Origin of the sequence: Commensalibacter oyaizuii (assembly GCF_029953265.1) — a bacterium.
GTDB classification, from domain to species: Bacteria; Pseudomonadota; Alphaproteobacteria; order Acetobacterales; family Acetobacteraceae; genus Commensalibacter; species Commensalibacter oyaizuii.
In genome coordinates this window covers 651,499-677,148 of the sequence record NZ_JASBAO010000001.1, presented here as the reverse complement: position 1 = coordinate 677,148, position 25,650 = coordinate 651,499, and the positions used below count along the sequence as shown (strand labels likewise).

The window sequence follows — 25,650 nt, the reverse complement described above, 5'->3', positions numbered from 1 at the left end:
TTAAAATATCACTATGAATATAAACTATTCGTTAAGTATGATTATAATTAATTTTTTAATTTTGTTGTAGTCCTATAGAAGGATTTTTTATTACATTAGTAGTATTCGCCAATATCTGATGGGTTAAAAATACATGGCACAGATTCTTATTCAAAATGCCGATATCATTCGTGCTTTGACACAGGTAAAAACCATTGCTTTGATAGGTGCATCCGCAAAACCTGATCGTCCAAGCTATCAAGTAATGGGTGAGTTACTTAATTATGGGTTCAAAGTCATTCCCGTAAATCCTGGCTGTGTAGGCGAGTTGATTTTACAGCAAAAAACAGTGGCCAGATTATCTGATATTAACGTTGCTATAGATATGGTGGATATTTTTCGTCAGTCCACGGCTGTGCCAAATATTGTAGATGAGGTTTTAACTTTACCTAATCGTCCAAGAATTTTGTGGATGCAGTTGGGGATTGTGCATGAGCAAGCTGCGACAAAAGCTATTAATCACGATATTGATGTCGTTATGGATCGGTGTCCAGTCATTGAGCTGGGATTGCATTAATAGTTTAACATCGACCTAAAATAGTATGTATTTGCGTTGAAAGCCATTGTAAATATCGATTTATTATAGTGATTAATGGTGAAAACCCAGAGTGAGTTTCAAGCGTCTCTTCATTCATATAAAGACTTTTGTTAATTTCGATTTGCATTGTATGAATATTTTTTCGTGGATTACCATAGTGGCGGGTAATATATCCACCTGCATAAGGCATATTTTTTAAGGTTTTTAGTCCTTGATTTTCAAAAAATTGCTGGCTGTTATTGATCAGTAAAGGCGAACAGGTTTGGGAAAAACCATCGCCTAACACAATATCGGCATAATACGGGGTATATTTATTGGGGGAAGGCATGGAATGAACATCCAATATAATGCATCCTTGATGAGATTGAGTAGAATAATAAATAAAATCTTGAATTTTCTGATGATATGGGAACCAGTATGTTTGTATTCTTTGTTGAATTTTTTTAAAAGATAAATAATATTTATAGATGGCCTTACGATTGCTGCCGATTTTATGAATAGTACCCAATCCTCTTTTTACTTGTGCAGTTTGCGAATTGCACCATGATGGTAAGGGGTCTTTATACATATCTGGGTCTAATTCCCAAGCTTCACGATTCAAATCACAAAAAATCCTAGGCAAGTCAGTTCGTAACAATGAGCCTCCAGCTTTTGTTGTTTGATTGAATAATTGATGAACGTAACAATCTTCACTTTTGCGTAATTCCGATAATGGTAATCGACATAGTGACAGTAAATCTTGGGTATAATGGGCCCCAGAGTGTGGAGAGCTGACTAAAATAGGATAAGAATTGGAAATATTGGGCTGGTGCAAAATAAAAGGTGCAGGTGGTAGAGAAAGGGATAAATTAAACAGTGACATTCCTGACCTAATAATCATAAATAATTTCGGTTAATTTAATAAATATTGTATTTTTTTTAATTTGACTACTTGCACTTTTAAAAGAACCTCGCTATTAACAATTATCAACTAAGATGGGTGTATAGCTCAGCGGGAGAGCACTACCTTGACATGGTAGGGGGCACAGGTTCAATCCCTGTTACACCCACCATCTTATATTTCCTAATAAATAAAAATATACAAAATCATATTGATTTTATTATCAATATATTTAGTATTTTGTGACAGTTATCAGTTTTATTAAACGTTTAGGTGTCACATGACCGAATTGCAGGTTAGTCGAAGGACAATTGCTGAATTATTAGGGACAATGAAGGATACGCAATTTATCGTACCTGATTATCAGCGTCCTTATCAATAGGATTATGAAAGATGCTCAACCCTATGGAATGATATTATTGAGTTTCATTCAAATGAGGGGAAAGATAGTAAGAACCAATACTTTCTTGGAACAATTGTTACCTGTAAGAATAGGGATAATGGTATAGAAATTATAGACGGACAACAAAGGTTAACTTCAATTTTGTTGCTGTTAAGAAGTTTTTATCGCCATTTAGAAAGCATGAGTAGCAGTAATATTGTTGTTAATCTTAAAAACAAAATTGCACCCTGTATTTGGGATTTAAACGATCTTACTGGAGAAGTTATTGAGGAAAGAATAAGGTTAAGGTCTTTAGTTGCTGCCGATGACGATGCCGATATTTTACATTTGCTTTTGCAAAAAGGTTTTTTTGAACCAGTTAACGAAGTCGTAGAAAGATCAATCTATTACAAAAACTATATGTACTTTTTAGAACAATGTCGTGAATATGCAAAAGATAACCCTACTGATTGGGAATATTTATGTTTAAGAATTCCAAATAGATGTATCTTATTACCAATAGAGTGTGAAGATATTGATTCTGCTTTGACAATTTTTTCGACTTTAAATAATAGAGGGATGCCCTTATCCGACGCAGATATTTTTAAGTCAGAGATTTATAAAACTTTGATTACTGATCATGAAAAGAGCAATTTTGTAAAAAAATGGAAAGATCTAATAGAAATTACAGAACTAGGTGGTTTTTCACTGAATGATATTTTTAGATATTATACTCATATCGAACGTGCTAAAAGAAAAATTACCGACAAAGAAATTGGTCTGAGACGTTTCTATACTGCTGTTGATAAAAATAATAACAAGATATTATCCTTTTCCTTGGTTGATAAATTAATTGATCTTGCGAAATTTTGGCAAGATATACTACTTAATAGTAATGATAATATTTTTTTGGATATAGATGGTGCAAAGTGGTTGCAATGTTTGAAATTGTATCCCAATGAATTTTGGAGATATATTGTTAGTGTTTATTATGCAGCCAATAAGAAAGATTTTAATTCCTCTAAATTTACGTTGTTTTTAAAGGAGCTTTTAGCTTTTTTGTACGCGAAATTTTTAATTTCGCCAACCAGTTCTGCAATCAAAACTGATATTTACAAAGCATGTGTGGAAATTTACCATAATAATTTTAAAAGTTTTAATCAGCTTGTTCCAGAAAAAATTCATTTTAAGAATAACTCTTCTGGTAAGTTAACAAAGGGCATCTTGTTATTGTATGCCTATATGTATTCCGATAAGCAAGAGCTTTTGCCTGATAATATTGAAGTTGAGCATATTTGCCCCAAAAAATGGCAAAATACGAATTATAACGGATGGTCTTATGAAAATGCGCAAAAATATTTAGAGGCCTTAGGTAATAAAATTGTTTTGGAGAAAAAACTTAATATACAATGTGGTAATAATTATTTTGGTAAAAAGAAAGAGAAGTATGCAGAATCAATTGTAATTGAGGCGAAAGAATTTTTAGCTAATTATCAAGACAATATGGATTGGAATGAAGAATCTATTATTTTACGTGAGCAGAAAATGATCGAGAAATTACAATATTTTTTCGAGAGTTATCAAAAGAAGCAAAAGTGAGTAATTTTTTGCAATTTCTAAAGCAACAATGAAGGTCTAAAGTCTGATACTGTTGCTTTAATTTCAGACCTTTAATAAATAATTTTATTTAAAAAGCATAGATTTCATAACAGTATCTTTATCAATAAAATGATGTTTTAGGGCGGTCAAAATGTGTCCAACAATCATTAAACCAACAAACCAAGATAGATAAATATGAATAGGTTTCAGAATTGAGGCGAGTTGTGTATTTTTATTTATAAATGCGGGGATATCAAATAAATACAATACTGGGGCAGTTCGTCCAGCACTCCAACTTAATAAGCAGCCTGTCAGTGGCATCAATAACAAGACGATGTATAGAAATACGTGCATTATATGTGCTAATATTTTCATAATATTTGGCATTGTTTTTGGTAATTTTGGTGCTGGATGTGTATATCGCCAAAATAAACGAATAAAGAAAAGAAAGAGAATGGTTGTTGCAATATTTTTATGCAACATAATCAAATTTAATTTCAAAGATGATTGATTAGGTGAAAAAATAAAATGATCTCTGTAAAATGCAAGGCACCACACAAAAATAAAAAGAGTCGCCATAAGCCAGTGTAAAATCTTGGCAGTGTTTGTATATGAGTGGTTCATTAATATATCCTGTAGATGCAAGAAATTATTAATATTATGTATTATTTTCTTTCTTAAGAAAATCAAATAATATTCACCAACATAATAAACAAAAGGGAGAGAGAAATGATCAATAATATCTATTGTGTGGGCAGAAATTATACAGAACATGCAAAAGAATTAGGAAATAATGTCGAGGCAGAACCCATTATTTTTAGTAAACCAAATTCTTCTTTGATCACCGATGGGATGGCTACATTGCCAAATTTTTCGGATGATATACATTTTGAAACGGAAATTGTCGTTAAAATTAACAAAGATGGCTTTCAAATCGATCAACAAGATGCACCGTCATATTACGATGAAATTGCAGTTGGATTAGATTTAACTGCTAGGGATTTACAAACGAAATTAAAAGATAAGAAACTGCCTTGGTTTTTATCAAAAGGGTTCAAGGATTCTTGTTACGTCTCACCCTTTGTTTTAAAATCAAGTTTGCCCAAAGATATAATGTTTCATATGACAATTAATAACAAGGAACGTCAACGCGGATCGACCAAAGATATGATATTTAGTATTGATCAGATCATCGTTTATTTAAGTCGTTTTATTACTTTGAAAAAAAATGATTTAATTTATACAGGAACTCCCAAGGGGGTCGGGAAATTATATCGTGGTGATGAAATAACACTATTCTTGGAAAATAAGGAAATAGGAAAATTAAAGATTACGATATAACTCGATATCATTTATGATATGCAATGGTAAATATCTGGGTTGTAAGAAAAAACCGTTTGGATATAGCAAGATTATATGATCAATGTTAGGGTGTAATTTATTATATAAAGTTACTATCAGATAAGGATTTTGAATGTTAGAGCGTCGACAGTTTTTAATGGGTGCAGGGGCGGTTACAACCTCTTTGATTTTGTCTGATTCCCTGCTGCCTCAAGCGGTTGCTCAAAGTTCTGCAGGATATTCAGGATTTTTAAAACAAATTTACCAACAAGCAGTTCAGCAAGGTATGGATGCTTCTATTATGAAGCGTGCTTTACTTAGTCTCTCTACCCCTAATGCCAAAGTCATTCAATTGGATCGTAAACAACCAGAATTTACATTGACATGGGATCAATATTTTCAAAAAGTAATTACCCCTACAAAGATTCAACAGGGTAAAGCCGCATATCGATCTTTACAGGGAACATTATCCAAGATTTGGAAACAATATCAGGTCGATCCAAGAATAGTTTTAGGGATCTGGGGGCTTGAATCGGCTTATGGAAAACATACTGGTAAATTTAACGTTATTGATTCATTGGCAACTTTGGCCTTTGAAGGTAGACGAGCCAAATTTTTTAAATCAGAGTTAATGAACGCTCTAAAAATTCTTAATAACAGAGATATAGCTCCAGAACAAATGCTGGGAAGTTACGCAGGGGCGATGGGACAACCGCAATTTATGCCCAGCGCTTATTTACGATATGCAGTCGATTTCTCTGGAACTGGTCAAAGAAACATTTGGACGAATGTTCCTGACGTTTTGGCTTCAATAGCAAATTATTTGGCAAAGTGCGGGTGGAAGGCCTCTGAACCTTGGGGACAAGAAATCACTATTCAGGGGAATATACCACAAAGTATGATCGGTCGTAAAAATGTTAAAACCCTTGGACAATGGGAGGCATTAGGGGTGCGTCGTAAAAACGGTACTGAATTTTCTAATCGTTCCGTTTCTGGGGCAGTCATCAGACCTGATGGTGTTGGGGGACGGGCATTTATGGTTTATCATAACTTTAACGTTATTCGTCGTTACAATCCTTCGGACTATTATGCTTTGGGTGTCGGATTATTAGGGGATGCAGTTGCTTAAACAAAGTCAATTGTATTTTTTTAAATAGAGGCGTAAAGCTAAAATTATTGTATATTAATTTATGAATGGCTGCATATCTTGATGAATAACAATATTTTAAAAAGATGTGGTTTCTTAATTGTAGCACTAGTCTTAGCTTCTTGCTCAAAAGATAACCATCAGCCTGAACACAAGGCTGAAATTCATTATATAATTGGACAACCTTACCAGTTGGGTGAACGCTGGATGTATCCAGAGGAAAATTTTGCCTATAAAGGGACTGGTATTGCGGTTGTTTCAAAAGAAAAAGTTGGCAAGATAACTGCTGATGGTGAAATTTATAATCCTCAATTAATGACAGGTGCGCACCCTACGTTACAATTGCCTGCAATTGTTAAGGTGCGTAATCTTGATAATGGTCGTGAAGTCGTTATTCGGTTAAATGATCGTACGACGTCTGCCCCACCTAGGGAATTGGAAGTGACACCAAAAGTTGCAGAATTGCTTGGATTTACGGTGCAATCCCCTGCAAAAGTTGAAATTATCGAGGACGAAGCTCAAAGTCAAAAAATAGCTCTTGAAATGCCTAATGGTCCACAAACGCAAATGCAGGTTGAAACGGCCCCCTTAGACACGATAAAGGTTGAAAATTTAGATGGATCATCTTCTATACAAAATCATTCTCTTGAACAACCAAAAGATAATGGTATAAAAACACCTATGTCTTTACCCGAATTCCCTGCTGTCTATACCCAAGGTGTTGCGACAGGGGGGCAGTTATGGATTGATGGTGGATCGTTTACCTCTAAGATTTATGCAGATCGCTTAGCTGCAAAAATGGGGGGGCATTTGGCTTATACCTATACTGGTGGAAGACGTGTGATTAGGGTTCGTTCTGGGCCTTATTCTACTGTGGAACAGGCAGATCAGAATTTAGATTATTTGTTAAAATCTGGCATTAAAGGTGCCAAAATTATCGTTGAATAGGATTGGGCGTGCATACTCGTAGATCATTATTAGCTGGTGCCAGTGGCCTTGCTGTCTCTTTGGCTGTATTACCTTTCTCATCTGCTGATGCTGTGCGCCGTAAAGCACACCGTCAAGCAGCATCTCAAACTGCTGCGCAAACAGCTGTATCAAATGGCCCCCCAGCAATGACGCCAATCGGACCTTTTGATACGTCTGCTCAATATGCCTTTGTCATGGATTATAATACCGGAACGGTGTTATTGGATAAATTGGCTGACCAACCAATGCACCCATCTTCTTTAACCAAGATTATGACCTGCTATATTGTTTTTGGAATGTTACGCAGTGGTCGTTTAAGGTTGGATCAATTATTACCTGTCAGTGAAAAAGCATGGCGTATGCAGGGTTCAAAAATGTTTGTGCCTTTGAATGGTCAGGTTTCTGTTCAGGATTTAATCCAGGGTGTTATTATCCAATCCGGAAATGATGCGTGTATTGTTCTAGCCGAGGCGATTGCAGGATCAGAACAGCAATTTGCGAATATGATGAACGAGCTTGCCCCTAAAATGGGATTGCGTAATTCCCATTTTGTGAATTGCACGGGATGGCCTGACGATAATCATTTAATGTCTGCGCGTGATGTGGCTTTGGTTGCCTATCATCTTATCCATGATTATCCAGAATATTATCACTTTTTTTCTGAGAAAGAATTTACTTTCAATAAGATTACTCAGGGTAACCGTAACGTATTAGTCGACAAAGGACTGGCGGACGGATTAAAAACGGGGCATACTTCTGCTGGGGGATATGGGCTATGTGCCAGTTCAGAGCGAAATGGCCGTCGTGTCATTATGGTGGCCAATGGGATGAGCTCTATGAACGTACGTGCCCACGAAAGTGAACGGTTATTACAATGGGCTTTTAATCAGTTCGAAAATGTAACATTGTTCCATAAGGGAGAGGTCGTGGAAACGGCACCTGTATGGATGGGGGTTGCACCGACTGTGCCTTTGGTAGCTGGCGCAGATCTTGTAATGACATTACCAATGGGATGGCAAAACAAAATACAGGTTACCTTGGATTATAATGCCCCTATTCCTGCGCCTGTTGTTAAGGGACAAACTGTACAAGCTTCGTTATCGATTCAAAACGGGGGTAATGCTATCCAAGTGCCTATTATCGCTGGCGAATCTGTTGCAAAATCAGGGTTCATCTCGCGTGCATTTAAGAATGTCGGTTATCGATTTGGTAAATAATGCTGACCCTCAACAATTTCAAAGATTGAATTTATATATCATTCTTTGAAATTGTAAGAAAGATTTATAAGAAAGATATGATGATAATATGACAGGATACATGATTACCTTCGAAGGGGGCGAAGGAGCTGGTAAATCAACCCAAGCAAGACTTTTATACAATACATTAAAAGAGCAAAATAAAAAGGTTCTGTTAACCAGAGAGCCTGGTGGTACCAAAGGTGCTGAAGCTATTCGAGAAATGTTATTGTTTGGGGGGCATCAATTCTCATTGCGTGCCGAAATTATGGCGCATTTTACGGCTCGTTGTGATCATGTTGATAATGTTATCAAACCAGCCCTAGATCAGGGATATATTGTTATTTGTGATCGTTATATTGACTCTACCTTAGCATATCAAGGATATGGACTGGGGCAAGGAGACAACAGTCTGATTGCCTATATCCAACAATTGTCAGGTCTGATAGGGGTTAAACCTGATCTTACTTTAATTTTTGAAGCCCCTTACGACGTTATGCTAGCACGTTGCAAAGCCCGTCAGGGTAAAGTTGATCGATATGAACGTTTGGATGACGCATTTCATTATCGGGTTTTAAATGGATTTCAACAAATTTTGCAAGATAATCCAGATCGTTGTATATTAGTTGACGCCAACAAAGATTTAGACAGTATCCATCAAGATGTCTGTACTATTATAGTTAATAAATTACCTGAATGAAGCCAATGCTACCCAGAGAAAATAATCACTTATGGGGCCATCAAAAAGAATACGCATATTTCAAACAAGCGGTTGCACAAAACAAGTTGCATCATGCGTGGTTGATCAGTGGTGAAGAGGGCATAGGTAAAGCAACATTCGTTTATCATTTAATTCGCTTGATTTTAGGTACAGATGATAAAGCAATCAGCCGGATTAAGGCAGGCAGCCATGCTGATTTATTAGTAATTGGTCGGCGATTTGATGATAAGAAAAATCGTTTGCGTGCTGAAATTTTAATTGAAGATATTAGATCAGTAGCCGAGTTTTTACGTCTGACCCCAGCAGAAGGGGGGTGGCGTGTCGTTGTTATCGAAGACGCCGATAAAATGAATCGAAATGCAGCAAATAGCTTATTAAAATTATTAGAAGAACCGCCTCAAGCTGCATTATTGTTTTTAATTACAACCCATCCCAATCGATTGTTACCAACAATTTTAAGTCGTTGCCGAAAAATGCCTTTGCACGGATTATCGGATCAGGAAATGATTGCTGGATTATCAGTTTTATCCCCAAATTTACCGTTTATCGAGCAACAAACAGCTATTGATTTGGCTGATGGATCATTGGGTAAAGCATTACAATTATTAGAAAGTGGTTATTTAAATATAAAAGATATTATTGATACATTGCTAAACAATCCCATCACAGGGAAAGAGATATACGCACAAGTTGAGATGATATTACAAAAAGAAAATGGTTTTTCTTTGTTTCTAAATTTGCTAACGGATGCTATTTCTGATCGCATTCGTCATGCTGTAAGAGAGGGCAAAACCCAATTTGGTAACCCGTCCAGAACCATTCCGCAGTGGATCGATCTGTGGCAAAAACTTTTAAAGTGGCACAAAGATACAGAATCCTTTAATTTAGACAAAAAACAGACCCTAATTTCTGAATTTAACCTTGTAAGTGAACTATGAAACCTCATTATATGATTACTACCCCAATTTACTATGTGAATGGGGCCCCTCATGTTGGTCATGCTTATACCTCTATTGCTGCGGATGTCATGGCGCGCTTTAAACGGTTGGATGGGTATGATGTGTTCTTTTTAACAGGCACAGATGAACATGGACAAAAAGTCGAACAGGCTGCACAAAACCAAGGACAGACACCACAAAAATTCGTGGATATGGTTTCTGCTCAGTTTAAGAATATGGCTGATCGCTTAGAAATTACTTATGATGATTTTATTCGTACAACAGAAGATCGTCATAAAAAAAGTTGCCAGGCATTATGGAAAAAAATTGCTGATGCAGGTTATATCTATCTTGGAGCGTATGAAGGGTGGTATTCGCTGCGTGATGAATGTTATTATGGTGAGGATGAATTAGAAACAACTCCTGATGGACGCAAAATTGCCCCTACAGGTGCCGAAGTAAAGTGGTTGAAAGAACCCTCTTACTTTTTCAAGCTTTCAGCTTGGCAAGATAAATTGTTGGAATTTTATGAACAAAATCCACAATTTGTCGGCCCAGAAAGCCGTAGGAACGAATTATTAAGCTTTATTAAATCAGGATTACGAGATTTATCGATCAGTCGCACCAGTTTTAAATGGGGTATTCCCGTTCCTGGTGACGATGATCACGTTATGTATGTTTGGTTTGATGCCTTAACGAATTATATTTCTGCATTGGGGTATCCTGATGTTGAACAATCGGATCTATGGCGTTTTTGGCCTGCTGATTTGCATCTTGTTGGTAAAGAAATTGCCCGTTTTCATGCGCTATATTGGCCAGCTTTTTTAATGGCTGCGGGGCTCGATGTAACAAAACGTATATACTCCCATGGGTGGTGGACTGTTGAGGGTGAAAAAATGAGCAAATCCGTTGGCAATGTTATCGAACCTTTAAAATTGGTTGAAGAATTTGGATTGGACCCTGTTCGCTTCTTTTTATTACGTGAAGTTCCCTTTGGTGGGGATGGCGATTACAGCAGGCAGTCTTTGATTAATCGTATGAACAACGAATTGGCCAATGATTTAGGGAACCTAGCACAGCGTACGCTAACACAAGTAACGCGTAATTGTGATGGTAAAGTTCCAGAAATCGGTAAACGTAATGCAGATGACGAGGCACTGTTATCCAAAGCTGTGTTATTGCCTATTTTATTAAGAGAACAAATTGATCGTCAGGCACTGCACGAGGCTTTGGAAACAATTTGGAAGATTATCCGAGCTTCGAATGCTTATATTGATCACCAAGCCCCTTGGACGTTGAAAAAGACAGATCCTGAACGAATGGTTGTTGTTTTAAGAGTTTTGGTTGACGTAATCCGTATTGTTGCAACATGTTTACAACCCTTTATGCCTGGGGCTATGGACAAATTGCTAACTCAACTTGGGGTATTAGAAACAGAACGCCAATTTGCTGATTTAGAGAATGTTATCCCTAGTGGCCGTGATCTTCCCAAACCTGCTGGTATTTTTCCACGTTTTGTAGAGGCTGAATAAGTTCTATGTATTTAGTTGATACCCATTGTCATCTAGACTTTTTTTCAGACGAAGAAATTTTGCAATTATTGGATCATGCCAAAGATGCAGGGTTGGGGGAGGTTGTAACAATTGGCACGCGATTATCCAAAGCAGATCAGCAAAAACATATTGCGACTTTCTCTAGATCTGATTTAAAATTATGGTGCACGGTGGGGACGCATCCTGAATATGTTAAAGATGAGATTCCAATGCCTGTCGATCAGATCGTTGCCTTGACCAAAGATCCCAGCATTATTGGTATTGGCGAAACGGGCTTGGATTATTTTTATGGTGAACCCCACGTTTTTATTCGACAGCAAGAATTTTTCAGAACGCATATTCAGGCTGCTCAACAAGTGCAGTTGCCAGTTTGTATTCATGCCCGTGAAGCAGATGATGATGTTGCTAGAATTTTGCAAGAAGAAACCCAGCAGGGTGGCAGTTTTCCATTTTTAATTCATTGTTTCACGTCCAGTTGGGAATTAGCACAGGCTGCGTTGGATTTAGGCGGATATATCAGCATTTCTGGAATTGCAACCTTTAAAAATGCCAAAGAATTACGCGATGTAATAGTTAAATTGCCAAGAGATCGGATTTTGGTAGAAACTGATGCACCTTATTTGGCCCCTGTTCCTTATCGTGGAAAGCGTAATGAACCTGCTTATGTTGCACATACGGCGCGCTATGTGGCAGAATTAATTGGGATGAATGAAGCAGCGTTTATTGATCAAACAACTGAAAATTTCCATCGTTTGTTTAAAAAGGCCCAATGGTCATGAAAGTTACTTTTCTTGGGTGTGGTGCTTCTGCTGGTGTTCCAATGGTGGGGGGTGAGAACGGACAGGGGATTTGGGGTGCATGTGATCCTTTAGAACCCAAAAATTATCGAACTCGATCTTCTGTCTTAATTGAATTGAAAAGTCATCAGCGTATTTTAATCGATACTAGCCCCGATATCAGAACGCAATTACTAAGAGAACAAATTAGTAAAGTTGATGCGGTTATTTATACTCATGCTCATGCTGATCATATTGCTGGCTTGGATGAATTACGTTCTATTAATCGAATGATTGGGAAACCTATTCCTATTTATGGTACGCTTGAAACCATCGAAGAAATCAAAAGTCGCTTTTCTTATGCTTTTAAACCCTGGACAACAGCACCGCATTTTTTTCGTCCTGCATTAAAGGTTAATATTCTTCAATATGGCGATGATATTGAGGTCGTGGGAGAGCATATTCAGACCCTTGAACAATATCATGGATTTGGCAAGACTTTGGGAATACGCTTTGATCAGGTTGCATATTGTACTGATGTAATGGATATCGATCAGAAAGGATTAGATATTTTAACAGGGGTTGATACTTGGATTGTCGGATGCTTACAACGTCGACCTCATCCTGCACATGCTTGGCTGGATAAAGTGATGGAATGGCGAGAAATTATTCGTCCGCGTCGAACTATACTGACCCATATGGGGCAAGATTTGGATTGGAAATGGTTATATCATAACTTGCCTGACGCGGTAGAAGCAGCTTATGATGGCTTAAAAGTATTTATTTGATAATGATTTTATTTTGATTAAATAATAAATATTGTAGTCATAACTAATAATTCCTAATAAAAATACAATTAGATTCCCTATCTCTAATTGAAGTAGAGCTATATCTTTCGCGGATATAAAATTATTGATATTTGTAACATTTCAATAAGATATGTCGTATTGCTTAGAGAATAATTCTTTCAATTTTTTGTAAAGTTTTCTATGTTTTTTCAAGATAATTTTGCTTTATAAATTTTTTTGATCAATTAGATTTTAGCTAATTATAGCATTGAATATAAATGAAAATTCAAAAAATTTTCAAAAACATAAGAGAAATTATTTATGATTTCAGTAAATTTAACAACGACTTCTTCAAGGTTAGGCCTTTGTAGCGCAACAATATGGTCGTTGATTCATCAAACCAAGAAACCAGATAAAATTGTCTTATGGATATCACAAGAAGCATATTTAGCAGACGAAGGTATAAAAGCAATACCGAGTTGGATTGATGAGCTGAATAGTATATTAAATATAATAGAAGTTAAATTTGTAGAAAACACAGGGCCATATAGAAAAATAATTAATGCCATAAGATCTGCAAATCAATCTGATATATTATTTTATGTTGATGATGATGTTATTTATGGCGACAAGTGGTTAGAGACATTATTACAAGATTTTTATGAAAATGGATCTAAATTAGCCATAGCATCAAGAGTTCGAATAATTAGAAGAAATATTTTTGGACGTTTGCAATCATATAGTCGGTATAGAATTTGTAAAAAACCAATTAAATTTAGTCGTGATTATATAATTACAGGTGTTGGTGGTTGTGTTTTAACCAAAAGCATGATCAGTCAAGCATTGATAAATAATGATGATTATATTTTACTTGCCCCCAAAACAGATGATATATGGATAAGCAAAATATTGGAGTTGTCTGGTACAATGGTAAGGGCATGTCCCAAAGCCTTGGCTTACGTTGATGAAATAGATCATAAAAATAATGCGCTTAATTTATTAAATACTTATCAGATAAAAGGATCAAATTTAATTGCTAAATTAATGAATGGATTGGTGCAAAAGGTTTTGTCCTACCTTGGTTTGCAAAAAACAAACAATGATATATCAATTAAAAAAATATCATCTTATTTTAAAAATAAATAACTTTCAATTATTGGATTTCAATGAACTTATTTCATAACGTAAAATGGCTCTCATTTTCCCAAATTATCAAAGTAGCTTGTCAGTTATTGGGATTGGTCATTTTTGCAAGATACCTAACACCAAAAGATATTGGTGTAATGTCACTGACGATGATTGTCGTAAGTTTCGTAAATATCTTAAGAGACATGGGATCTTCTGCGGCGATAATTCAAAAAGAAGAAATTGATAGTAAATTGATAAGCTCGGTGTTCATATTAAACACGATAATGGGCTTTTCTTTGGCTATAACTTTTTATTTTCTATCTTATTATATTGCCCACTTTTTTAAGCTGGAATTATTAAATTATACTATCAAGTTAATAAGCATTACGTTTATATTAAACAGCATAACGTCCGTTCATTTGGCGATTTTAGAAAGGAAATCGCAATTCAAAACGGTGGCACTTACGGAAATAGTATCTTCGATAAGTGCATTGGGAACGGGTATATATTTTGCAGTTCATGGTTATGGTGTATATAGCCTTGTTTTTCAAACACTGGCCTTTTCACTTTTAACTTCTATCGCTTTTTGCTTTTTTTCAGGCTGGAAAATAACATTTATATTTGATCTGGATAAAATTAAATCCATTTTTAAATTTAGTTCAAATTTGGTTTTATTTAACTTTGTTAATTATTTTTCAAGAAATAGTGACGAAATGATTATAGGTCGATTTTTCACCGCAGCAATATTGGGTGAATATTCCCTAGCATACAAAGTAATGTTGTTTCCTGTTCAAAATATGAGGTCAATATTAACCCGATCTTTATATCCAATTTTAAGCCGATTACAAACATCGTCTGATGAGGCTGTTGAGGTTTATTTTAAATCTATCAAAGCCATTGCCATGATTGTTCCACCAGTTATGTTAGGTTTATCAGCGGTAAGTCATGAATTCACACTTTTGGTTTTTGGTCCCCAATGGTTGCTTTTACCAAGGTTGTTAGTTTGGTTATCAATTGTAGGTGCCATGCAAGCAATAGTAAGTACAACGGGTGCAGTTTTTATGTCCAGAGGTAAAACAGATTTATTGTTGTATATTTCAATTTTTAATTCTGTTTTACAAGTCGGTTCATTTATTATTGGAGGGTTTTATAATATCGAAGTGCTGGTTAAATTATATTTACTGGCAAACGTTATTATGTTTTTTCCAAATACCATGTTGGCTGTAAAGTTGTTGGGTGGACGTTTTTTTGACTTTATGTTGTGTATATATAAACCAGTATTATGCTCTGTTTTAATGTTTTTCTTTGTTAAATTGATAGGATTTTATCTTGAAGGTTTTAATATTTCATCCTTAGAAGCTTTTGTTATTAAAGTTTTCCTAATTTTTGTAATATATACTTCGTTATTATTAGCAACACATCACGATTTGTATTATTCACTAAAGAGAAAATTGTTAATCGCATCTTAAATCTTGCGTAAGGGCTGACCATATCTTCTATGGCATTATCTAAAGTAACACTCGGTAATGAATTAAGCTCTAATATTCCAATTTATTCATAGTTGGATTTTAAACTGAAAGAACTTTGCCTTCAGATTATCATGGATACAAATGTGATGTAACATGTGTGAATATTGATTTAGAGATATTGCCTAAAGAACTACAAGGTTAATGTTTATTACATTTTTTATTCATCTGAATCATGTTAAATATAATGTTAATTATTTGTATGATTCCTTACTATTAAAAGCATAAAATTTGTAATAAATACATACATATCTAACTGAAAAAAACGTGTAATAATCTCCCTTATTATAAAAATATATTTTTGTAACTGAATAACAAGAGCTTGGATAATGACGATCGAAACCGAAGGCTTAATTAAAGAAACCCCATTGGCAACAGCGTTAAGTGAGCGTTACTTGGCTTATGCGTTGTCAACCATTATGTCTCGATCTTTGCCTGATGTTAGGGATGGATTAAAACCCGTTCATCGTCGTTTGGTTTTTGCCATGCGTCAGTTAAAGCTAGATCCAAAGTCAGGGTTTAAGAAATGTGCGCGCATTGTTGGCGATGTTATTGGTAAATATCACCCCCATGGAGATGCTGCAGTTTATGAAGCATTGGTGCGTTTGGCACAAGATTTCGCAGTAAGATACCCTTTGGTAGAAGGGCAGGGCAATTTCGGATCAATTGATGGCGATAATGCTGCGGCCATGCGATACACAGAATCCCGTATGACCATGATTGCCCAGGCGTTATTGGAGGGAATAGACGAAGATGCCGTTGATTTTCGCGATACTTATGATGGTGAGGAAGAGGAACCTATCGTTTTACCAGGGGCATTTCCAAATTTATTAGCCAATGGTGCCAGTGGGATCGCCGTTGGAATGGCTACTAATATCCCCCCCCATAATGCAGGCGAGATATATGCGGCTGCTATGCATTTGATTAAACATCCCAATGCTACCACTAAAGAATTGCTGCAATTTATTCAAGGGCCTGACTTCCCCACAGGAGGGGAGATTGTAGAAAGTCATGACACTATTTTACAAACCTATGAAAGTGGCCGTGGTTCATTGCGGTTACGTGCAAGGTGGGAGGTCGAGCAAGGTCGGTTTGGAACATGGCAGATTATTGTTACAGAAATTCCTTATCAGGTTCAAAAATCAAAATTGATCGAGCAAATTGCTTCTTTGATGGATCAAAAGAAACTAACTTTATTAGCTGATATTCGTGATGAAAGTACAGATGAAGTTCGGTTGGTGTTAGAGCCTAAAAACAGAACGATAGAACCCGAAGTATTAATGGAGTCATTGTTTAGAGCCACAGCATTAGAGGGACGTTTTGCTTATAATATGAATGTTTTGGATGCCAAGGCCGTCCCTGGTGTTATGGGGGTTAAGGCAATATTACGTTCGTGGTTGGATCATCGTTACGAAGTTTTAGTCAGGCGCAGCCAACATCGTTTAGGTGTATTAGATCGCCGTTTAGAAATTTTACAAGGCTTATTGGCAGTTTATCTTAATCTTGACGAAGTGATCCGTATCATTCGTGAAGAGGATGAGGTCAAGCCCGTATTAATTAAGACGTTTGAGTTAACGGATTTACAGGCTGAATCTATTCTGAATATGCGTTTGCGCAGTTTGCGCCGTTTAGAAGAAGAAGCTATTCGTCACGAGTTTGATGAGCTATCATCTGAGCGTAACGATTTAATGGCTTTGTTAAACAATGAATCTCTATGTTGGAAAAAAATTACTCAACAATTAAAAGAGGGTCATAAGTTATTTGGATCTGGGCCATTGGGAAAACGTAGAACCATAATCTCTGGTGAACCAGCGCCCGTTGATGTTGTTGAGGTTTTAGAAGAAGTTGAACGTGAACCTTTGACTGTTATTTTATCAAACAAAGGATGGATCAAAGCGTTAAAAGGTCATAATTTGGATTTAACGACGCAAAAATTCAAAGAGGGCGATCATTTACACATGTTTTTGGAATGTCAAAGCAACGATCGGCTTTGTATTTTTGGTAGTGACGGAAAGAGTTTTAATATCAAGGCGTCTGATCTACCAAAGGGGCGAGGGGATGGTCAACCTATTCGCTTATTAATTGATTTGGCTAATGATGCGATGATGCTTGCGTTATTTGTATTGGATGAAACAGCGAAATATTTGTTGGCGTCAGACAGTGGACGAGGCTTTATTATAGAAGGGAATAATCTTTCAACTGATAGAAAAGTTGGTAAACAATTATTAAATCTGAAAGATAATGAAAAAGCAGCCTATTGTTTACCTGTTCAAGGGGATTATGTTGCTATTGCCAGTACTTTAGGTAAGTTTTTAATTTTTCCAGTAGAACAAATTCCAGAGCTTAAAAAAGGAGCTGGAGTAATATTACAAAAATTAGGAAAAGCAAAACCAAAATTTATGACCATCTTTGCATCCGAAGAAGGATTAATGATTTCTGATAAAAGTCGTAAACGTCGTTTTGAAGAGTTGCAAGATTTTGTTGGAAATCGAGCAGGCGTCGGAAAGAAATCCCCTAATTGGTTAAGAGGTTAATTAATATAACGTAAATATAAGAATGATAAAAAATTACTTTATTATCATTCTTAATTTTTTATCGAGGTAAAAAGGTATCTGATGGAATCAATATTAGCTACAGTAATTCTTGCATTTTTTCCATTTTTACTTATTGCTTTGATTATACGTTTGTTTTTTAGCCAACATAAAAGAAAGATCATACTGGCAATCAGTATGATTATTTTCGGTAGCGTAATTGCTACTATTGGTTTTTTCTTATTTATAAGTAATGTTGCTCGTGTCACTGGGGGCGGAACGCATGGAAAAGACTATGTTTTTCTCCCTTATTTGTTTGTAGATGGAATAATATTAGTTCTTTCAATTCCTTACGCTTTTTTTGCTTTGTTTAAAAAAAAATACAGTGTCATAAAGTTGTCTGCCAATAGCTATTAATGAAGTATTCAGCGGGTTGGTACCTGATTTTATAAGCCATTTGAGGGCTATTTTTAATCCAATATCCTAGATATAAGTATGGATATTTACAGTCTTTTGTTAATTCTATTTGGTACAAGATTGTAAATGTTCCCAACGAACGTTTGGTTAATAAAGCATCATAGAACGTATAAACAGCGGAAAAACCATTATTTAATTCGTCCATCAAACTAACGGCTACCAAGCGGTTAGATAGCCTATATTCGATCAAATAAGTCAAAACAGGACTATGTTCAATCATGTGTTGATAATCGACAAAATTCATTTGTCGCATTTTGCTTTGTTCGTGTCTTTGCTTAAGATAATCATGAAATAATATATATTGTTCCATCGTTGCTTGAAGAGGGACTAAATACATTTGTATATCTTGATTTAATTTTAATATTCGTTTTTGCGTTTTATTTAATGAGAAATCATTAACCAGTAAACGTATGGGGACGCATGCTTTACAAGATATACAACGATGAATATAGGCAATATTGTGTGATCGTCTAAATCCCATATTTGCCAGATGGTTGTGCAAGTAATTGGCGTTTTCACCGGTCAAACAGGTCATGATCCGTTGTTCTGTTTGACCTGATAGATATGGGCAACGGTTTCCTGGAGTGGTATAAAATTTTAGTGTTTTAAAAGAATAATGAAATACCATAATGATATAAAAATAAATGTATTATTTTTATATCTTATAGTAGTTCTCATAAAAAACAAATATTAAATATGCCTATTTTTGAGTCAAGAATACCCAACCAATAGACATCTTTTAATATCTTTCATCATTAGTTTTGCAAAATTTTTGCTGCTTCAATAGCAAAATACGTCATAATAGCGTTTGCGCCTGCACGCTTAAAACATAGTAAAGTTTCAAGAATCGTTTCCTCGTGTTTTAGAAAGCCACTTTGAATTGCCCCCATTAGCATCGCGTATTCACCAGAAACTTGATAACTGACAATCGGTATATCAAATTTATCCCGAACTGAACGAATAATATCAAGATATGGCATGCCTGGTTTAATGATGATAGAGTCAGCTCCTTCTTTGATATCCATTTCTACCTCTGACAAGGCTTCTGCTCGATTAGCAGGATCCATTTGATACGTTTTTTTATCTCCCTTTAATAACCCACCAGACTCTAATGCATCTCGGAAGGGGCCGTAATAAACACTTGCGTATTTGGCGGCATATGACATTAATTGCGTATTAATGAAACCATATTGATCTAATGCCTGCCGAATAGTACCAATACGACCATCCATCATGTCCGATGGGGCGATAATATCAATACCTGCTAGGGCTTGATTAATGGATTGTTTAACTAAAACTTCAACCGTTTCATCATTAATCACATATCCGTCTTTTACAATACCGTCGTGACCATGGCTTGTATAAGGGTCAAGGGCAACATCACCAATTAATAAAAGATCTGGAAATTGATTTTTTAGTTCTCTAGCTGCACGACAAATCAAGTTGTCAGGGTTATAGGATTCACTGCCAGTAGGATCTCTTTTTTCTTTGGCGGTGACAGGAAATAGTGCAACAGCAGGCACCCCTAGTCGGGCGGCTGGCTCTACATATGCTCCTAAGCGATCAATTGAAACCCGTTTAGTACCAGGCATTGATGAAACTTCGGTTTCGATATTATTACCTTCAACGATAAAAATGGGCCAGATGAGATCATCAACACTTAATTTATTTTCGGAAAATAACCTTCTTGTCGTATGATTAATACGATTGCGACGCATACGGGTTGAGGGAAAGTTACCAATCATGAAATATTTACCTTAACTGTTGAGTTGTTTTGAAAATTCAGAACTATTATTCATTATATTGCGATTAAGTTTACTGTGAGAATATCCATAGAAATAGTAAATCATTAAACCGACCCCAACCCATGACAACATCACAATCCATGTTAGTCCATTTAGTGAATACATCAAGATTAAACTGGTCAATGTGCCAATGGTTGGAATAATAAACTTGCCAGGAATTTTAAAGGTTCTTGGATAATCCTTATAAGTTTTACGTAAAATCATTACACTGATGCAAACGAATGTAAATGCAAATAATGCCCCAATTGAACACATATTCCCTAGTACACCCATTGGGAAAAATGCGGATAAAATGCATATAATCACCATAAAAAATATGTGTGAATAACAAGGCGTTTTATATTTTTTATGAGTTTTTGCAAAAAATTTCGGAATTAAGCCGTCCTGAGCCAAAGAAAAGAAAATACGTGTTTGGCCAATCAGTAATAAGAAAATAATAGGAATATAGCCAAAAATAATACTAAATTTAACAATTGGTTGTAACCATTTAAATGGCGTATGGTCAATCGCTGTGGCGACAGGCGCAGCGTCATTAACCAGATCAGTATAATAAACCAATCCAACAATAACAAAAGCAAAAGCAACGTAAATAATGGCACAAATACTGATAATGATTAAAATTGCCCGAGGAATATTTTTTGATGGGTTTTTCACTTCTTGTGCAGTAGATGAGACGCTGTCAAAACCTATATAGGCAAAAATAATCATTCCCGCAGCTTGCATGATGCCTGAAAAGCCAAAATGCCCAAATTCACCGCTTGTATTTTCAGGAATAAAAGGAACGAAGTTATGGGGATTAATATATGGGATACCAAAAGCAATCAAGACGAGTATGACAAGAATTTTAATAACAACTACCACGTTATTTAATGTCATTGATTCTTTCATACCTTTCATCAATAATAATGATAAAATAATGACAATAAATGTTGAAGGGATGTTAATAATGCCATTTACGTAAGATCCATCAGATAGTTTAACCATTTCAAAGGGCGATGCTATAAACCTAGGATCAAGATGAATGTTGAATCCTTCTAATAGTGACAACATGTATTTTGACCAACTGACGGCAACGGCCCCAGCACCCACAGCGTATTCTAATACTAAATTCCAACCAACCATCCAGGCAATAAGTTCACCGAACGCAATATAGCTGTAACTATATGAACTGCCAGCAACTGTTATCATTCCTGCCAATTCGCTGTAACATAAGCCAATAAAGCCACAGGCTATGGCCCCAATCAAAAATGAGACAATGACAGCTGGCCCAGCATGAACGGATGCTGCGATACCTGTGATGGAAAATAAACCTGTTCCAACAATTCCGCCAACCCCAAAGAAAATCAAAGTTGGCATGCCCAAAACACGAGCTAGTTGTTCTTCTTTATTTGTATCATCAATGTCAATGGATTTCTTTCTGAATAAAGAATTACAGGTAAATTTTCCCATAAATTCGCGTCCTTGTGATTTTGTGTTGAAAAGTAGCCACCAAAAACTGCTTTTAAATAAGTAAATACAATATGAAAATCAATTTTTTAAATTTTAAGTATTTTAAAAACAATTAATATATTTTATTTATAAGGAACGTAAAATATATAAAAATCCCTTTGGTTTGTTATAGCAGGAATTTATTAATGCCCGATACACAAATTTATGATCAGTTTTTTCATTCTGATTTATCAAGTACTGATCCTGAAGTTAATGCAGCTATCCATAGCGAACTTGTTCGTCAACAAGATGGAATTGAATTAATTGCCAGTGAAAATATTGTCTCTAAGGCAGTTTTAGAAGCACAGGGGAGCGTATTAACCAATAAATATGCCGAAGGGTATTCTGGACGTCGTTATTATGGGGGATGTAGCGAAGTCGATAAGGTTGAAGTTCTTGCTATTGAACGTTTAAAGAAAATTTTTGGTGCTGAATTTGCTAATGTTCAACCTCATTCAGGCGCGAACGCAAATTTAGCCGCTTTCATGGCTACTGTTAAACCTGGTGATAAGGTTTTGGGAATGAATTTGGCGTCTGGTGGGCATTTAACCCATGGTGCAGCCCCTAATTTTTCAGGGAAATGGTTTCATGCTTTACATTATGGTATTCGTCGTCAAGATGGATATCTAGATTATGACGAGATGGAGGCAGTTGCTCGCGCCGAAAAACCAAAATTAATTATTGCTGGAGGATCTGCTTATCCACGGTTTATTGATTTTGAACGTTTCCGAAAAATCGCTGATGAAGTTGGTGCTTATTTAATGGTTGATATGGCCCATTTCGCAGGATTAGTTGCAGCAGGTTTATTCCCTAATCCAGTTCCATATGCTGATATTGTAACGAGCACAACCCACAAGACATTGCGGGGACCACGGGGTGGGATCATTTTAACCAACAATGCTGATTTAGCTAAAAAGATAAATTCTGCTGTGTTCCCAGGTTTGCAAGGCGGGCCTTTAATGCATGTCATTGCTGCAAAAGCCGTGGCTTTTGGTGAGGCTTTGCGTCCAGAATTTAAAGAATATCAAAAATCTGTTGCTAAAAATGCTAAGGTTTTGGCTGAAACTTTGATTGAATGTGGTTTTGATATTGTTACCGAAGGGACAGATTGTCACTTATTATTGGTCGATCTACGTCCTAAAAAAGTAACGGGAAAACAAGCTGAAGAGAGCTTAGAAAGAGCAGGGATCACAGCTAATAAAAACGCCATTCCTTTTGATCCAGAAAAACCTGCAATCACTTCAGGGATTCGCTTGGGAAGCCCTGCTGGCACCTCTCGTGGTTTTGGGGAAGTTGAATTTCGAGAAATTGGGTTACTAATCAACGAAGTCTTGACAGCACTTTCGAATGCTTCTGATGGGGATAATAGTAAAACAGAGCAGGAAGTACATAAAAAAGTTATTGCACTTTGTAAACGCTTTCCCATTTACGCATAATCAAGTCTGTTTTAATGGAGATTTCTCCTGATTAAGCCATTACATCAGTTATGGCGTTTACTGCCCCCACACACTCGCCGTTATGGATTGGCTAGAGTGGGGGCTTTTTTTGCGCCCTCACTTTCTTCAAATCCTTTGATAGACCCCCATGTAATTATTGGCGGTGAAGTGTCTAGGGCTTCTGGTCTGGGGGAAGGAGCAAGAGTGATGTTCCAAGCCTTACAAAAACATCATATTTCTTCCTCTTTGCTTGATATTTCACCATATTCTTTGTCATTACGTCATTATCAAAGAGCGTATAGAGTGTTATCGACCCATCGATACGCACCATTGATTTTACATATCAATGCACCCCAGATACCTTTTGCTTTATTATCGTTGCCGCGTTCCTTATTAAAAAAACGTAAGATCATTGGATATTGGGCATGGGAATTGTCAGTGCTTCCTAAAGATTGGGAGGCTGGGTTTAGGTATGTTCATGAGATTTGGGTACCATCCCTTTTCGTAGCCGAGGCGGTGAAACCTTTGGCGACGAAATATCATAAAATTGTAAGAATTATTCCTCATCCAATTGCAGATCGAATTAATTATCCAGTCGAGCATATTACGCGCGCGCAATTGGGTTTGCCTAAAGATAAATTAGTCATTTTAGTTTCTTTTAGTTTATCTTCCAGTTTTGCTAGAAAAAATCCTATCGCTTCAATTTTGGCGTTCAGAAAAGCATGTGGTAATGATCCAAATATTTGTTTGATCTTAAAAATAACCTATGGTGATGAATATCAAGAAGATTTAAAATTAATTAAAAAAGCCATTCAAGGTTATGATAATATTATCATAAATAAAAATATTTTATCCCCTCAAGAGAATCAAGCTTTGATTTATCATTCCGATATTGTAATGTCATTGCATCGAAGTGAAGGTTTTGGATTGGTTCCCGCTGAAGCAATGTTGGTTGGAAAAGCTGTTATTGTGACAAATTGGTCTGCGACCTTTGAATTTATAGACCAAACTTGTGGTATGCCAGTTGATTACCAGTTGGTCCCTGTAAAAGATTCTCGTCAAGTTTATGAACTAAAAGGAGCATATTGGGCGGAACCAGATAGTGATATGGCTGCACAGGCAATTAAGAAATTAATTCAAAACCCTTATTATCGCCTTGCTTTAGGAAGAGCCGCATGTCAAAAGACATTACAAACATTTAACTCACAGTCTTTATTAGAGGGGTTATCCGCAATTGGCGTGATAACGGATCAGGGATGAAAAAAACCGACAATATTTTGGTTTGGCAATGGGGGCGTCGGGGTGCTGGACCAAAAATTGCTGTTGAATTTTCAAATGCTTTGCGCTCTGTTGTGAATTCAAATGTCTATCTATCTTTATCAACTCATGCAGAAATTATTGCTCAAAATTCATCATTTAAAAATGATATTCCAGTCAAGACATACCAATCCATTGGCGGATATCTAAAACGTGTGGTTCAATCTCCTTTGTTGATGATTTACTTATACAAAAAGATAAAAAATCTAAAAATTAGTTTAGCGATTTGTACGATGCCTGGCCCACTAGATTTACTAATGGTTGCTACTTTAAAATTATTGCGAATTCCCTGTGTTGTTATAATTCACGATGTTTATCCCCATCCTGGCGACGGATACATAGGTCAGCATTTTTTGCAAAATCAGCTAATTAAACAGTCAAGTTTAGTTGTAACTTTTTCGCAATATATTTATGAAAAAATATTATCTGAAAATATAGTGAATCAAAATAAGGTTATTGCTGGCTGGCATCCTGCTTTTTCATATTCAGCGCAAAAAAATTATGAGAAATCTAGGGGAAAAGAAGTTCGTTTATTAAATTTCGGCCGTTTACTATTTTATAAAGGCCTAGATTTATTGGATGAGTCTTTAAAAAAAATCTCTAGTAATCAACCTTATATAATGCGTATTGTTGGTTATGGCCCGCAAACTGTTGTTTTGGATCGATTAAATGAACATCCCAACGTTGTTGTAGAAAATCGATGGGTGCCTGAAAATGAAATAGCTGATTTAATGGAATGGGCGGATGTTGTCATTCTTCCTTATCGTGAGGCCAGTCAAAGTGGAATAGCTGCAACAGCATTGGCTTTTGGTAAGCCGATTTTGATTACGAATGTTGGTGGTTTGGCTGAACAGTTTAAGCATGAAGATTTGGTTTTTTTATGTGAACCGACCATTATTGATATAGCTAAAGGCCTTGAAACCATTTTAAAACTGTCCTTTCCTTTGACTAGGAAAAAGCATGATGCGGAAGAAGAATGGAAAAAATTAGCACGGCATGTTGTGGATACTGTTACGTCAAAATTGGCATGATGTGC

Annotated in this window: 23 protein-coding genes, 1 tRNA gene and 1 pseudogene; 20 read left to right on the top strand and 5 right to left on the bottom strand. The window is 36.1% G+C overall.

Going from position 1 to position 25,650, the window contains the following annotated elements; translation table 11 throughout:
- Window positions 1–133 precede the first annotated feature (133 nt).
- Window positions 134–556, top strand: a complete 423-nt coding sequence (locus QJV27_RS02975; RefSeq protein WP_281447500.1) for a CoA-binding protein — start codon at window positions 134–136, stop codon at window positions 554–556.
- 4 nt (window positions 557–560) lie between these two features.
- On the opposite strand, the gene QJV27_RS02970 is transcribed toward QJV27_RS02975, so the two are convergent.
- Window positions 561–1,439, bottom strand: a complete 879-nt coding sequence (locus QJV27_RS02970) for an N-formylglutamate amidohydrolase (RefSeq protein ID WP_281447499.1) — start codon at window positions 1,437–1,439, stop codon at window positions 561–563.
- 115 nt (window positions 1,440–1,554) lie between these two features.
- On the opposite strand from QJV27_RS02970, the gene QJV27_RS02965 reads away from it, so the two are divergent.
- The 3 genes and pseudogenes from QJV27_RS02965 (at window position 1,555) to QJV27_RS02955 (ending at window position 3,438) form a co-directional block, all read left to right on the top strand.
- Window positions 1,555–1,629 (top strand) — tRNA-Val (locus QJV27_RS02965).
- 228 nt (window positions 1,630–1,857) lie between these two features.
- Window positions 1,858–2,445 (top strand): annotated as a pseudogene (locus QJV27_RS02960) (DUF262 domain-containing protein); the annotation flags it as partial.
- Entirely contained in the window at window positions 2,419–3,438 is a 1,020-nt protein-coding gene (locus QJV27_RS02955; protein ID WP_281448957.1) for an HNH endonuclease family protein, read from the top strand. The pseudogene QJV27_RS02960 and the gene QJV27_RS02955, both read left to right, overlap by 27 nt.
- A gap of 84 nt (window positions 3,439–3,522) precedes the next feature.
- Here QJV27_RS02955 and QJV27_RS02950 read toward each other — a convergent pair whose 3' ends face one another.
- On the bottom strand, window positions 3,523–4,062 hold the full coding sequence (locus QJV27_RS02950) for a cytochrome b (protein ID WP_281447498.1): 540 nt from the start codon (window positions 4,060–4,062) through the stop codon (window positions 3,523–3,525).
- Between the two features lie 105 nt (window positions 4,063–4,167).
- On the opposite strand from QJV27_RS02950, the gene QJV27_RS02945 reads away from it, so the two are divergent.
- The 13 genes from QJV27_RS02945 to QJV27_RS02885 all read left to right on the top strand — a co-directional run bounded on the left by QJV27_RS02945 (window position 4,168) and on the right by QJV27_RS02885 (window position 18,508).
- Window positions 4,168–4,779, top strand: a complete 612-nt coding sequence (locus tag QJV27_RS02945) for a fumarylacetoacetate hydrolase family protein (protein WP_281447497.1) — start codon at window positions 4,168–4,170, stop codon at window positions 4,777–4,779.
- A 133-nt stretch (window positions 4,780–4,912) separates the two neighbouring features.
- A complete protein-coding gene (locus QJV27_RS02940) occupies window positions 4,913–5,908 on the top strand; it encodes a lytic murein transglycosylase (protein ID WP_281447496.1) in 996 nt (331 codons plus the stop codon).
- Window positions 5,909–5,989: 81 nt separating this feature from the next.
- On the top strand, window positions 5,990–6,874 hold the full coding sequence (locus QJV27_RS02935) for a septal ring lytic transglycosylase RlpA family protein (RefSeq protein WP_281447495.1): 885 nt from the start codon (window positions 5,990–5,992) through the stop codon (window positions 6,872–6,874).
- Between the two features lie 8 nt (window positions 6,875–6,882).
- A complete protein-coding gene (locus QJV27_RS02930; RefSeq protein WP_281447494.1) occupies window positions 6,883–8,112 on the top strand; it encodes a D-alanyl-D-alanine carboxypeptidase family protein in 1,230 nt (409 codons plus the stop codon).
- Window positions 8,113–8,212: 100 nt separating this feature from the next.
- Window positions 8,213–8,830: a dTMP kinase gene (tmk, locus tag QJV27_RS02925; protein ID WP_346771180.1), complete on the top strand. Its 618-nt coding sequence runs from the start codon at window positions 8,213–8,215 to the stop codon at window positions 8,828–8,830.
- A complete protein-coding gene (locus QJV27_RS02920; RefSeq protein ID WP_281447492.1) occupies window positions 8,827–9,789 on the top strand; it encodes a DNA polymerase III subunit delta' in 963 nt (320 codons plus the stop codon). The genes tmk and QJV27_RS02920 overlap by 4 nt, the downstream gene beginning before the upstream one ends.
- Window positions 9,786–11,321 (top strand): methionine--tRNA ligase, encoded by a 1,536-nt coding sequence (metG, locus tag QJV27_RS02915; RefSeq protein ID WP_281447491.1) that lies wholly within the window; start codon window positions 9,786–9,788, stop codon window positions 11,319–11,321. The genes QJV27_RS02920 and metG overlap by 4 nt, the downstream gene beginning before the upstream one ends.
- A gap of 5 nt (window positions 11,322–11,326) precedes the next feature.
- The gene (locus QJV27_RS02910; protein ID WP_281447490.1) at window positions 11,327–12,121 is read left to right on the top strand and encodes a TatD family hydrolase; all 795 of its coding nucleotides are present in this window, start codon (window positions 11,327–11,329) and stop codon (window positions 12,119–12,121) included.
- The gene (locus tag QJV27_RS02905) at window positions 12,118–12,906 is read left to right on the top strand and encodes an MBL fold metallo-hydrolase (RefSeq protein ID WP_281447489.1); all 789 of its coding nucleotides are present in this window, start codon (window positions 12,118–12,120) and stop codon (window positions 12,904–12,906) included. Before QJV27_RS02910 ends, QJV27_RS02905 begins: the two co-directional genes overlap by 4 nt.
- 321 nt (window positions 12,907–13,227) lie before the next feature.
- Window positions 13,228–14,052: a glycosyltransferase gene (locus QJV27_RS02900; RefSeq protein ID WP_281447488.1), complete on the top strand. Its 825-nt coding sequence runs from the start codon at window positions 13,228–13,230 to the stop codon at window positions 14,050–14,052.
- A 20-nt stretch (window positions 14,053–14,072) separates the two neighbouring features.
- Window positions 14,073–15,503: a lipopolysaccharide biosynthesis protein gene (locus QJV27_RS02895; RefSeq protein WP_281447487.1), complete on the top strand. Its 1,431-nt coding sequence runs from the start codon at window positions 14,073–14,075 to the stop codon at window positions 15,501–15,503.
- Window positions 15,504–15,889: 386 nt separating this feature from the next.
- The gene (gene parC, locus QJV27_RS02890) at window positions 15,890–18,094 is read left to right on the top strand and encodes a DNA topoisomerase IV subunit A (protein WP_281447486.1); all 2,205 of its coding nucleotides are present in this window, start codon (window positions 15,890–15,892) and stop codon (window positions 18,092–18,094) included.
- Between the two features lie 81 nt (window positions 18,095–18,175).
- Complete coding sequence (locus QJV27_RS02885) at window positions 18,176–18,508, top strand: hypothetical protein (RefSeq protein ID WP_281447485.1); 333 nt, start codon at window positions 18,176–18,178, stop codon at window positions 18,506–18,508.
- Here the strand turns inward: QJV27_RS02885 and QJV27_RS02880 are convergent.
- The 3 genes from QJV27_RS02880 to QJV27_RS02870 form a co-directional block, all read right to left on the bottom strand.
- A complete protein-coding gene (locus QJV27_RS02880) occupies window positions 18,480–19,196 on the bottom strand; it encodes an arginyltransferase (RefSeq protein ID WP_281447484.1) in 717 nt (238 codons plus the stop codon). The two genes, QJV27_RS02885 and QJV27_RS02880, sit on opposite strands and share 29 nt — an antisense overlap.
- A gap of 127 nt (window positions 19,197–19,323) precedes the next feature.
- A complete protein-coding gene (gene hemB, locus QJV27_RS02875) occupies window positions 19,324–20,313 on the bottom strand; it encodes a porphobilinogen synthase (RefSeq protein WP_281447483.1) in 990 nt (329 codons plus the stop codon).
- A 12-nt stretch (window positions 20,314–20,325) separates the two neighbouring features.
- Window positions 20,326–21,822, bottom strand: a complete 1,497-nt coding sequence (locus tag QJV27_RS02870) for an APC family permease (RefSeq protein WP_281447482.1) — start codon at window positions 21,820–21,822, stop codon at window positions 20,326–20,328.
- Between the two features lie 185 nt (window positions 21,823–22,007).
- Between QJV27_RS02870 and glyA the strand changes: the two genes are divergently transcribed.
- The 3 genes from glyA (at window position 22,008) to QJV27_RS02855 (ending at window position 25,645) form a co-directional block, all read left to right on the top strand.
- Entirely contained in the window at window positions 22,008–23,297 is a 1,290-nt protein-coding gene (glyA, locus tag QJV27_RS02865) for a serine hydroxymethyltransferase (RefSeq protein ID WP_281447481.1), read from the top strand.
- A gap of 96 nt (window positions 23,298–23,393) precedes the next feature.
- The gene (locus QJV27_RS02860; RefSeq protein ID WP_281447480.1) at window positions 23,394–24,557 is read left to right on the top strand and encodes a glycosyltransferase family 4 protein; all 1,164 of its coding nucleotides are present in this window, start codon (window positions 23,394–23,396) and stop codon (window positions 24,555–24,557) included.
- Window positions 24,554–25,645 carry a glycosyltransferase family 4 protein gene (locus tag QJV27_RS02855; RefSeq protein ID WP_281447479.1) on the top strand — a complete coding sequence of 364 codons (1,092 nt, stop codon included), beginning with the start codon at window positions 24,554–24,556 and terminating at the stop codon, window positions 25,643–25,645. Before QJV27_RS02860 ends, QJV27_RS02855 begins: the two co-directional genes overlap by 4 nt.
- The last annotated feature ends 5 nt before the right edge of the window (window positions 25,646–25,650 follow it).